The 12,019-nt window shown below is 43.9% G+C and carries 10 protein-coding genes and 1 other RNA gene; 10 read left to right on the top strand and 1 reads right to left on the bottom strand.

The window, feature by feature from the left end; genetic code table 11:
- Window positions 1-67 precede the first annotated feature (67 nt).
- From gap to ssrA, 10 genes are all read left to right on the top strand, one after another.
- Complete coding sequence (gene gap, locus QT716_RS13420) at window positions 68-1,075, top strand: type I glyceraldehyde-3-phosphate dehydrogenase (RefSeq protein WP_317936601.1); 1,008 nt, start codon at window positions 68-70, stop codon at window positions 1,073-1,075.
- Between the two features lie 146 nt (window positions 1,076-1,221).
- Window positions 1,222-2,409, top strand: a complete 1,188-nt coding sequence (locus tag QT716_RS13415) for a phosphoglycerate kinase (protein WP_317936600.1) — start codon at window positions 1,222-1,224, stop codon at window positions 2,407-2,409.
- Between the two features lie 13 nt (window positions 2,410-2,422).
- Window positions 2,423-3,184, top strand: a complete 762-nt coding sequence (gene tpiA / locus QT716_RS13410) for a triose-phosphate isomerase (protein WP_317936599.1) — start codon at window positions 2,423-2,425, stop codon at window positions 3,182-3,184.
- Window positions 3,177-4,697, top strand: coding sequence for a 2,3-bisphosphoglycerate-independent phosphoglycerate mutase (gpmI, locus tag QT716_RS13405; protein ID WP_317936598.1), 1,521 nt, complete (start codon window positions 3,177-3,179; stop codon window positions 4,695-4,697). The genes tpiA and gpmI overlap by 8 nt, the downstream gene beginning before the upstream one ends.
- Before the next feature lie 19 nt (window positions 4,698-4,716).
- On the top strand, window positions 4,717-6,015 hold the full coding sequence (gene eno / locus QT716_RS13400; protein WP_317936597.1) for a phosphopyruvate hydratase: 1,299 nt from the start codon (window positions 4,717-4,719) through the stop codon (window positions 6,013-6,015).
- Window positions 6,016-6,117: 102 nt separating this feature from the next.
- Window positions 6,118-6,345 (top strand): preprotein translocase subunit SecG, encoded by a 228-nt coding sequence (secG, locus tag QT716_RS13395; protein WP_317936596.1) that lies wholly within the window; start codon window positions 6,118-6,120, stop codon window positions 6,343-6,345.
- 84 nt (window positions 6,346-6,429) lie between these two features.
- On the top strand, window positions 6,430-7,176 hold the full coding sequence (locus tag QT716_RS13390) for an alpha/beta hydrolase (protein WP_317936595.1): 747 nt from the start codon (window positions 6,430-6,432) through the stop codon (window positions 7,174-7,176).
- Between the two features lie 91 nt (window positions 7,177-7,267).
- Window positions 7,268-9,565, top strand: coding sequence for a ribonuclease R (rnr, locus tag QT716_RS13385; RefSeq protein WP_398293568.1), 2,298 nt, complete (start codon window positions 7,268-7,270; stop codon window positions 9,563-9,565).
- 46 nt (window positions 9,566-9,611) lie between these two features.
- Window positions 9,612-10,079, top strand: coding sequence for an SsrA-binding protein SmpB (smpB, locus tag QT716_RS13380; protein ID WP_317936593.1), 468 nt, complete (start codon window positions 9,612-9,614; stop codon window positions 10,077-10,079).
- Between the two features lie 107 nt (window positions 10,080-10,186).
- Window positions 10,187-10,545: a transfer-messenger RNA gene (gene ssrA / locus QT716_RS13375) on the top strand.
- A 712-nt stretch (window positions 10,546-11,257) separates the two neighbouring features.
- Here ssrA and QT716_RS13370 read toward each other — a convergent pair.
- Entirely contained in the window at window positions 11,258-11,971 is a 714-nt protein-coding gene (locus tag QT716_RS13370) for a toast rack family protein (RefSeq protein WP_317936592.1), read from the bottom strand.
- Between the last annotated feature and the right edge of the window lie 48 nt (window positions 11,972-12,019).

Genomic DNA, 12,019 nt, shown 5'->3' with positions numbered 1-12,019 from the left:
TGGAAAGTTTCTAGAACAGACCGTCAATATAAGTTAAAAAACAAACATAACCTTGGAGGGATTTTACATGACTGTAAAAATGGCGATTAATGGATTTGGACGTATTGGACGTATTGTAATGCGAGACACTTTGGCACACGAAGAATTAGAAGTTGTAGCTGTAAACGATTTAACAGATGCACCGATGCTGGCACATTTGCTTAAATATGACTCTGTTCACGGAATCTTGGATGCGGATATCACTTCAGACGAAAACCATATTATTATTAATGGTAAAAAGATTCGCGTTTATGCTGAAAAAGACCCAGCTAACCTTCCATGGAAAGAGCTTGGAGTGGACATCGTCGTTGAAAGTACTGGCGTCTTCCGTGATGCAGCAGGCTTGCAAAAACATATCGATGCTGGAGCGAAAAAAGTTATCTTGTCAGCACCGGCTAAAGGCGATGTGAAAACACTTGTTATGGGTGTGAACGAAGAAGAATACGATGCTGCAACAGATCACTACGTATCGAATGCTTCATGTACAACAAACTGTCTAGCACCAGTCGTGAAAGTTTTGAACGAAAAATTCGGTGTTGAACGCGGTATGATGACAACTATTCACTCATACACAAATGATCAGCGTATTCTTGACCTTCCTCACGAAGACTACCGACGTGCTCGTGCTGCAGCAGAGTCAATGATTCCTACAACAACTGGAGCAGCATCTGCTGTAACTAAAGTTATTCCTGAATTGAAAGGGAAACTAGATGGAATGGCTGTACGTGTACCAACTCCTAACGTATCTCTTGTCGACTTCGTAACTGAGTTGAAAAAAGACGTAACTGTTGAAGAGGTAAACAAAGCGCTAAAAGAAGCATCTGAAAACGAACTAAAAGGATACTTGTTCTACACGGATCTTCCGCTTGTTTCTAAAGACTATAATGGCAACCAGGCTTCATCTACAGTTGATGGTCTGTCTACAATGGTCTTAGGAGATAACATGGTTAAAGTAATTAGCTGGTATGATAACGAACAAGGATATGCTGCACGTTGTATCGACCTTGCGTTGTTCATGAACAAAAAAGGACTATAAGAACCAAACGACCGCATATATCGGGCACATAAAATCTGGCTTATCGGATTGTGACCGATTATACTTAATAGATGGGCAGGAGGAGCGGCTTTGCCCGTTTCCTCCTTTTTTAACATAAACTTTTCTTTTAAGGAGTGCTTGTTCGCATGAATGCCAAAATGACGATGAAAGACTTAGATCTAAAAGGGAAACGTGTTTTCTGCCGGGTCGATTTCAATGTACCGATGGAAGATGGAAAAGTTTCGGACGATACACGGATTCGAGCTGCACTTCCAACGATTGAATACCTTTCAGAGCAAGGCGCAAAGGTAATTCTTGCGAGCCACCTGGGACGTCCAAAAGGTGAAGTCAAAGAAGACTCCCGCTTAACTGAGGCGGGGAAACGATTGGCTGAATTACTTGGGAAACCTGTTCAAAAGCTGGACGAGTCAACAGGCCCTCTCGTTGAACAACGTGTTTCTGAATTAGCTGATGGAGACATCCTATTACTTGAAAATGTGCGTTTCCATGCTGGTGAGGAGAAAAACGATCCGGAACTCGCTAAGCAGTTTGCTGCACTTGCAGACGTTTTCGTCAATGATGCATTTGGTGCTGCACACCGTGCACATGCAACGACTGCTGGAATCGCAGAGTATTTGCCGAGTGTCCAAGGATTCCTTCTTGAAAAAGAATTAGATGTCTTAGGAAAAGCATTGTCTGCTCCTGAACGTCCATTCACGGCAATTATTGGCGGCGCGAAAGTTAAAGACAAAATTGGCGTAATCGATCATTTATTGGATAAGGTGGACAATCTTCTGATTGGCGGCGGACTCTCGTATACATTTACACGAGCTCAAGGCCATGAAACAGGGAATTCGCTTGTTGAAGAAGACAAGATCGACCTTGCCAAATCATTCATTGAAAAAGCAAAAGAAAAAGGCGTTAACTTATACTTACCAATCGATACGAAAGTAGCCGATGCGTTTTCAGAACAAGCTGCAACGAAAGTTGTTTCAGTTAGCGAAATCGAGCCAGGTTGGATGGGACTGGATATCGGTCCTAAAACAGCGGAACTTTATGACAGTGTGATTCGTGACTCGAAATTGGTCATTTGGAACGGACCGATGGGAGTATTTGAAATGACACCATTTGCGGATGGCACAAAGCAAGTTGCCAAAGCGATGGCTGAAACAACTGCATTCACGATTATTGGCGGCGGTGATTCAGCTGCTGCTGTCGAGAAATTTGATGTAGCCGATAAGATGGACCACATTTCAACAGGTGGCGGTGCGTCACTGGAGTTCATGGAAGGAAAAGAACTGCCAGGTGTCGCTGCACTAAAAGATCGTTCATAAGGAGGCAACACTCATGAGAAAACCAATTATCGCAGGAAACTGGAAAATGTATAAAACGATGGATGAAGCGGTTTCGTTTATGGATGCTTTAGCGGGAAAGTTAAAAGATAGCGACGCTTCTGAAACAGTGATTTGTCCGCCTGCACCGTATTTAGCGACTCTAGTAGAAAAGTCAAAAGGACTTCCAATCCAAATTGGAGCGCAAACGATGCATGAAAACGCAGAAGGCGCTTTTACAGGAGAAGTGAGTCCAGCAATGCTCCAAAGCATTGGGGCCAAGTATGTCATTCTTGGACACTCTGAACGCAGACAGTACTATAACGAAACAGACGAAGCTGTGAATCGTAAAGTAAAAGCAGCGTTCGAATACAACTTGACTCCAATCGTTTGTGTAGGCGAAACGCTTGAGCAGCGTGAAGCTAACGAGACTTCAGCAATCGTTTCAGACCAAGTTAAGAAAGCGTTTGCGGAGATTGATGAAGCAAATGCAGCGAAAGCGGTTGTTGCTTATGAGCCAATTTGGGCAATCGGAACAGGTCGTACTGCTACTGCAGAAGACGCAAACGAAGTCTGTGCAAAAATCCGCAGTGTCTTAACGGATCTGTATTCAGGACCTGTGGCACAATCCATTCGAATTCAATACGGCGGCAGTGTAAAGCCCGCTAACATAGAAGAATTACTGTCAATGAGTGATATTGACGGAGCATTAGTCGGTGGGGCAAGTCTCGATCCGGAATCGTTCGCCGCACTCGCGGAGGCAGGAGCAAATGGCTAAAGGACCTGTTGGACTCATTATTATGGACGGTTTTGGACTGCGCTCAGAAACTTCCGGAAACGCTGTTGCGCATGCGAAAAAACCGAATTATGAGCGTCTATGGAATGCTTATCCTCACTCCACGTTAACCGCGTGTGGGGAGGCGGTAGGTCTTCCTGAAGGCCAGATGGGAAATTCAGAAGTGGGACATTTAAATATTGGAGCGGGTCGCATTGTTTATCAGAGTCTGACTCGTGTCAACAAATCGATTCGGGAAAATGACTTCTTTGCGAATGAATCTTTGCTTGCTGCTGTTCAGCACGCGAAAGAGAATAACAGCGCTCTGCATTATATGGGCTTATTGTCAGATGGCGGGGTACATAGCCATTATGAACACTTGTTCGCATTGCTTCGCTTAGCGGAAATGAATGGCATTCGTGAAGTATATGTCCATGCATTTTTAGATGGAAGAGATGTCGGTCCTAAAACGGCATTAACTTATATCGAAAAGACGGAAGAGATAATGAAGTCTTTAGGTATTGGTAAAATTGCTTCTATTTCTGGCCGTTATTACGCGATGGACCGTGACAAGCGTTGGGAACGTGTCAAACTTGCATATGATGTAATGGTGAACGGCGAAGGACCTGTTTATGCAACTGCAGCAGAAGGCGTACAAGCGTCTTATGATGCGGATGTGACAGATGAATTCGTCATTCCTTTCATCGTACAGCAGGAAGGACAGTCACCTGTTCGAATTACGGATGGAGAGGCAGTCGTATTTTTCAACTTCCGTCCCGATCGTGCGATCCAATTATCAAGAGCGTTTACTCAAAATGGATTTGACGGATTCCCGGCAACGGAATATACGAATTTAAAATTTGTAACGTTTACGGATTATAGTGCTGAAGTTGCTTCTGAAGTCGTATTTCCAAGTCAAGACTTGAAAAATACGGTTGGTGAAGTCCTATCTCAACATCACTTACGTCAATTACGAATTGCGGAGACTGAAAAGTATCCCCATGTAACTTTCTTCATGAGCGGTGGCCGTGAGGAAGAATTTGAAGGCGAAAAGAGAATTCTAATCGCTTCACCTAAAGTTGCAACGTATGACTTGCAGCCTGAAATGAGTGCTTACGAAGTTACCGATGCGTTGGTAGAAGAAATTCAAGAAGATCGAATCGATGCATTCATCCTAAATCTAGCTAATCCCGATATGGTAGGTCATAGTGGATTACTGGAACCGACTGTGAAAGCAGTTGAAACAACGGATGCATGTGTAGGACGAATTCTTGACGTGCTGCTTGAAAAAGGCGGAGCTGCCATTATTACAGCTGATCACGGAAATGCAGATGAAGTGATTACGACTGAAGGTGCACCGATGACTGCCCATACTACGAATCCAGTGCCTGTTATTGTGACAAAAGACGGGATTACGCTTAGAGAGGGCGGTATTCTAGCAGATTTAGCTCCAACCATGTTAAAGTTGTTAGGTATCGAACAGCCAGAAGAAATGACAGGAACACCATTATTTTAACTAAAAGGGAGAGATTTTAATGCCAGTAATTACACTTGTTCAAGCTAGAGAAGTACTCGACTCACGAGGGAATCCAACAGTTGAAGTCGAAGTGTTCACAGAAAGTGGAGCATTTGGACGAGCAATTGTACCATCTGGTGCGTCAACAGGTGAGTACGAGGCAGTAGAACTCCGTGATGGCGACAAAGACCGTTACCTTGGTAAAGGTGTTCTGAAAGCAGTAGATAATGTGAATGAAATTATCGCAGATGCGCTTGAAGATAACTATTCCGTGTTAGACCAAGTCGTAGTCGACAAAGCATTGATTGAATTAGATGGAACTGAAAACAAAGGGAACCTTGGAGCAAATGCGATCCTAGGTGTTTCTATGGCCGTTGCACATGCTGCAGCTGACTATTTAGATGTTCCGTTGTATCAGTACCTTGGCGGAGTGAATGCAAAACAGCTTCCAGTTCCAATGATGAACATTGTAAATGGCGGCGAGCATGCGGATAATAACGTAGACATTCAAGAATTCATGATTATGCCAGTTGGCGCTGAATCCTTCCGTCATGCGTTGCGCATGGGAGCAGAAATCTTCCACGGATTGAAATCAGTTCTTCACGACAAAGGCTTGAACACAGCAGTTGGCGATGAAGGCGGATTTGCACCGAACCTTACTTCAAACGAAGAAGCGCTCTCTACAATTGTAGAAGCAATTGAAAAGGCTGGCTACAAAGCTGGCGAAGATATCATGCTTGCAATGGACGTTGCAGCTTCTGAAATCTTCAATAAAGAAGATGGAAAATACCATCTCTCAGGCGAAGGCATCGTGAAAACTTCTGAAGAAATGGTCGATTGGTACGAAGAGCTTTGCAACAAGTACCCAATCATTTCAATTGAAGATGGATTAGATGAAAACGACTGGGAAGGTACTAAGCTCCTTACAGATCGTCTTGGAAAACGAGTTCAGCTTGTAGGCGACGACTTGTTCGTAACAAATACAAAGAAACTTGCCCGTGGCATTAAAGAAGGCGTTGGCAACTCAATTCTTGTAAAAGTAAACCAAATTGGTACACTTACAGAAACTTTCGATGCAATTGAAATGGCGAAGCGCGCTGGTTACACAGCAGTCATCTCTCACCGTTCTGGTGAAACAGAAGATACAACAATTGCGGATATTGCTGTTGCAACAAACGCAGGTCAGATCAAAACTGGTGCACCTTCACGTACAGACCGTGTTGCGAAATATAACCAATTGCTGCGAATCGACGACCAACTCGACGAGACAGCTCAGTACCTTGGCAAAGAAACATTTTACAACTTGAAGCAACAATAAGAAATAAAGTTCTGACAACTGCCAGAAACAGCAGTTGTCTCAGTTGCTAGAGTTTGGTAAACTGATAAGGTACTTGAGTTCTGTTTCAGGAGGTGGAACATTATGCACGCGTTATTAATGACATTGCTCGTGATTGTCTCACTTTCACTAATTGTCGTTGTGTTGCTACAATCGGGGAAAAGTGCAGGCCTATCAGGAGCCATCTCCGGTGGTGCAGAACAGTTATTTGGTAAACAAAAGGCACGCGGTCTAGACTTAGTCTTGCAGCGCGTTACAATTGTACTATCCGTGCTGTTCTTTGCATTGGCGATTGCGATCGTGAAAATATAAAAAGAAGCAATTTGCGCCTGGCCATCTGTACGGCCAGGCTTTTTTATACAGAAACGAGCTGGAATAGAAAGGAAATTCACACCTATGAAAATTGCACAATCCAAACCATTCTTTTTCAAACATGGTAAGCGGGCAGTGTTACTTCTGCATGGCTTTACCGGGACTTCGGCCGATGTCAGAATGCTTGGCCGTTTTTTAGAAAAGAAAGGCTACACGTCATTGGCTCCGCATTATAAAGGCCACGGTGTCGCTCCTGAAGAATTGATCCACACAGGTCCTGACGAATGGTGGGAAGACGTTTTAGCAGGCTACCGCCAATTGCAAGAAGCGGGATATGAACAAATTGCAGTCGCCGGTTTGTCACTAGGAGGCGTTTTTTCGCTGAAATTAGGGAATAACATGCCTGTGAAGGGAATCATCACAATGAATGCGCCTATGTCGATGAGATCGACTGAAATCATGTATGAAGGTGTCCTTCGGTATGCACATGATTATAAGAAATATGAAGGAAAATCAGAAGACGAAATCGAAGAAGAAGTTGAAGCGCTGCGTAACCAATCGATGCCTTCTCTTGTGGACCTGCAGCAGCTGATTGCTGATGTGAGAAAAGAACTGGACATGATTTACGCGCCAACGTTTGTCGTTCAGTCCGTTCACGATGAAGTCATTGACGCGGATTCTGCGAACGTCATCTATAATCATATAGAATCGCCTGAGAAAAACATTTCTTGGTATGATCATTCGAATCATGTCATTACGTTAGGATCCGAAAAAGATCAACTGCATGAAGAAGTATTTACGTTTCTTGAGTCATTGGATTGGGAAGAGTAATCCATGTACATTCAGGCAACACTAAACAGATAAGGAGGGGTGCCAATTGGAACCATTTGAAAAAGAATTAGAACAAAAAATCCTTTCAATTATGAAAGAAGAAGCATACAAACCTTTGACAGTCCAAGAAATTCAAGAATTACTCGGGATGGAACAGGCAGCAGAATTTAAAGAACTCGTTAAGATGCTGGTTCACTTAGAACAAAAAGGACAGATTATACGCTCACGTACGAACCGCTATGGAGTACCTGAACGCATGAATCTTGTGCGCGGTAAATTCATTGGACACGCAAAAGGATTTGGTTTTGTTACACCGGAAACAGAAGGAATGGATGATATTTTCATACCGCCTAACGAAGTGAATGGTGCCATGAACGGCGATATCGTTCTCGTTCGTGTTTCTAGCAGTTCTTACGGAGATCGCCGTGAAGGAGCAATTATTCGTATCGCGGAACGGAAAACGACGAAAGTAGTCGGAACGTATCAAGATAATCGCGGTTTCGGATTCGTCATTCCTGACGATAAGAAGCTGCCGATGGATATCTTCATTGCGAAAGGGAATAATTTAGGTGCAATTGAAGGACACAAAGTGGTCGCTGAAATTACAGAATTCCCAAGTGACATGAAGTCGGCAACAGGAATGGTCGTTCAGATTTTAGGGCACAAAAACGATCCAGGCGTGGACATTCTGTCGATTATCCACAAGCACGGAATTGAAATCGAATTCCCGCCTGAAGTACTTAAACAAGCAGACAATGTTCCAGCTGAAATTAAAGAAGAGGACTTGTTTAAGCGTCAAGATCTGCGGAAAATGCTGACAATCACCATTGACGGTGCAGATGCGAAGGACTTGGACGATGCGATTTCTCTAGAGAAAAACGGGGACGGAACGTATACGCTGTCTGTTCATATCTCTGACGTCAGTCATTATGTCACAGAGCATTCGCCACTGGACGAAGAAGCTTACGAGCGCGGAACAAGTGTGTACTTGACGGACCGTGTGATTCCCATGCTTCCGCATAAGCTATCGAATGGAATCTGCTCACTGCATCCAGATGTCGACCGTCTAACGCTTACGTGTGAGATGAAGATTGACGGCAGCGGTAAAGTGATCCATCACGAGATCTACCCAAGTGTCATCAATTCCGATTACCGCATGACATACCAAGACGTCTTTAAAATCGTAGAAGAGCACGATGAAGAGTTACGGGCTAAGTACTCTGAAATCGTACCTATGCTGACGGGTATGGAAGAACTCGCGAAAATCCTTCATGAAAAACGTGATCAGCGTGGTGCAATCGACTTCGACTTTAAAGAATCGAAAGTACTGGTGGATGATAAAGGCTGGCCAACAGAAATCAAGATTATTGAACGTACTGTTGCTGAGCGTATGATTGAAGAATTCATGCTTGCTGCGAACGAAACAGTTGCAGAGCATTTCCACTGGATGCAAGTACCGTTCATGTACCGTATCCACGAAGATCCGAAAGCTGAAAAACTCCAGCGCTTATTTGAGTTCTTGACGAATTTCGGAATCGTTGTAAAAGGTGCAGGCAATACGGTTCATCCGAGAGCACTTCAAGAAATCACCGAGTCGATTTCAGGACTTCCTGAAGAAACGGTCATTTCTACAATGATTTTGCGTTCAATGCAACAAGCGAAGTATTATCAAGAGAGCTTAGGACACTTTGGTTTATCCACAGATTTCTATACGCATTTCACATCACCAATCCGTCGATATCCAGACTTGATCGTCCATCGCTTAATTCGTACGTACCTGTTTGAAAAAGACGTGTCGCCTAGAACACTTGCGCATTGGGATGCGGAACTTCCGGAAATTGCACAACATTCTTCTGATATGGAACGCAGATCGGTGGATGCTGAACGTGATACGGACGCATTGAAAAAAGCACAATATATGCTGGATAAAATCGGCGAGGAGTTTGAAGGGGTTATTTCTTCTGTAACGAACTTCGGATTATTCGTGGAGCTCGCGAATACAATTGAAGGACTCATCCACGTCAGTTACATGACCGACGATTATTATCGCTTTGACGACCGTCAAATGATGATGATTGGTGAACATACAGGCAAGCAGTTCCGTATCGGTGATGAAGTGACTGTTCGCGTAACCGCTGTGAAACCTGAAGAATCTTCAATTGACTTCGAACTGGCGGATATGAAAAAGACATTCCACAGAGCCCGCAGAGAAACACCGAAGGTCATTCATGCACGAAACAAACCGTCTAGTGAATCTTCTCCTAAAGGCGGAAGAAAGAAAGACAGCGGCAAACCAGCTGGGAAGAAGTCTGGCGGAAGCGAAAAGAAAAAGTATTATGAAGGTATTGCCAAAAAGAAAAAGAAACAAAAACCGAGAAAGAGAAAGTGAACCGAATTGCCGCTAGGCCATTCGGTTTCGCGGGAGGTGCAGAACGATGGCAAAAGGTCGCGGAAAAGTACTAGCAGTGAACAAAAAAGCGAATTTCGATTTCGCAATTGAAGAAACGATTGAAGCGGGAATCGTTTTGCAAGGTACGGAAATCAAGTCGATCCGGAATGGGAAAGTCCAGCTCAGGGATGCATTCGTTCTTATCCGGAACAACGAAGCATGGATCTCCAATATGCACATCAGTCCTTACGAGCAAGGGAATCAGTTCAACCATGATCCGGTTCGGTCCCGTAAGCTGCTGATGCACAAAAAACAGATCAACACGCTAATTGGACAGACGAAAGAAAAAGGGGTCGCAATCGTTCCGCTGAAAATGTATATCAAAGATGGATTTGCGAAAGTTTTGGTCGGTGTCGGTAAAGGTAAGAAATTATACGACAAGCGACGGGACTTGAAAGAAAAAGAAGCGAAACGTGATATCCAGCGTGCGTTCAAAGACAAACAGCAATATTGATATCTATGACTGAATAAGGTATACTAGTGTTAGTAATTCAGTTCCGAAGTCTCGGCATCAGCAGGCGACTGCTGATACTCCAGACGTTTCCCGGACATCCCTATAACGGGGACGTTACGGATTCGACAGGGGTGGTCTGAGCGTGAGCTGCGCGTCGGAGGCTCGTCTCCGTCAGAAACGGACCTTAATAATAACAGGCAAAACAAACAACAACCTAGCATTCGCAGCGTAAGCTGTTGAATCTGCCTTACAATACCATCGCCCATGTGGCGTTGTAGGGCTAACCTAAAGTGGGATACGCTGGATGCTGCTTTTCGAGGCTCCCCAGAAGAGATTTCCGAAATAGCGCGCATGACGCCTCGTCTTCCGGCATAGTGCAGCGCGAAACCAAATAGAAAGACTACACGCGTAGACGTTTACGTATTAGAGCCTCTGGACGTGGGTTCGACTCCCACCGTCTCCATAGTAAACTATGGAAAAACACCATCCGACTTGGATGGTGTTTTTATTTTGGGCGGAAACATGCTCGGCTGCTCATAAAACGTTGAAAGTGATAATAAACCGGGGGGAGCGCTCATAAAACGCGAAAAGTGATCATAAACCACGGGAAGCGCTCATAAAACGCGAAAAGTGATCATAAACCAGGGAGAGCGCTCATAAAATGTGAAAAGTGATAATAAACCAGGGGGAGCGCTCATAAAACGCGAAAAGTGATCATAAACCACGGGAAGCGCTCATAAAACGCGAAAAGTGATCATAAACCAGGGAGAGCGCTCATAAAATGTGAAAAGTGATCATAAACCAGGGGAAGCGCTCATAAAGCGCGAAAAGTGATCATAAACCAGGAGAAGCGCTCATAAAACGCGAAAAGTGATCATAAACAAGGGAGAGCGCTCATAAAACGCGAAAAGCGATCATAAACCAGGGGAAGCGCTCATAAAACGCAAAAAGTGATCATAAACCAGGGGAAGCGCTCATAAAACGCGAAAAGTGATCATAAACTAGGGGAGTGATCATAAAATGAAAAACACCAACCACACGGGATGGCGTTTTTTATATTAAAAGTAATAAAAAGAGCTTAATTAGATAGCCTTGTTAGTCTCCATCAACCCGAAAAACACCTTCAAACTTTAAAATTTCAAACTGGAATACTTCACAAGATAACCAAAACCAACCACCTATTCAACAAGCAAAAACGTAACTCCGCCAACACCCACATCCACATTCAAATCGATAGAAGCATCCGTCTGTCCGTATGCTTCATTCACATAGACGCCTTTTCCTTTAGAAATAAAACCTTTCGTCTTTATACTGCCAACTCCTTTGGAAACCGTCAATTTTACCCCGGTTTTCTGAGGCAGACGAATTTCTGCATCGCCCACACCTAAGTCAAATTTACCGTCAACGTTTTCTTGCCACTCGTCCGCCAGGTTAATCTTCGTGTCCCCGACGCCTGCATCAACATTTAAATGTCTAAGGTTCATCCCTGTTAAATCCAACTCCGCATCGGAAACGCCCATCTCAACAGATAAATCCACAGGAATTTCATTTGTCAATTGAACGTGCCAGTCATTCTTTTTCTTACCAAACGGCGAAAATCCTTTCATTTTCTGATGAATCTCCACTTTACCCACATTTCTTTTATTCTTATACTCAACCGTTGGATACCACTTCTTTACGTTCGTATCAATATCGCCGTTCACCCATTCTTTTGCGCCGCCTTCAATCAAGAGATTGCCGGCGCCGTAATCGATATCGACGTCCAATGATTTCGCGTCATCTTTTTTAATAGATAGGTCACCCGAGACCCGATCAGTTTTCAACAAGTCATACACCCAGTAGCTCGCCAAGCCTATCATGCCCACAATTACGATTATCAGTATTTTTTTCATACTCACACCCCTTTCCACTATCATAATCGAATTCCACACAAATGCATT

The organism is Sporosarcina aquimarina, from assembly GCF_033253705.1.
GTDB classification, from domain to species: domain Bacteria; phylum Bacillota; class Bacilli; order Bacillales_A; family Planococcaceae; genus Sporosarcina; species Sporosarcina aquimarina.
The sequence above is the reverse complement of the archived record's forward strand: the minus strand, read 5'-3'. Positions and strand labels throughout refer to the sequence as shown.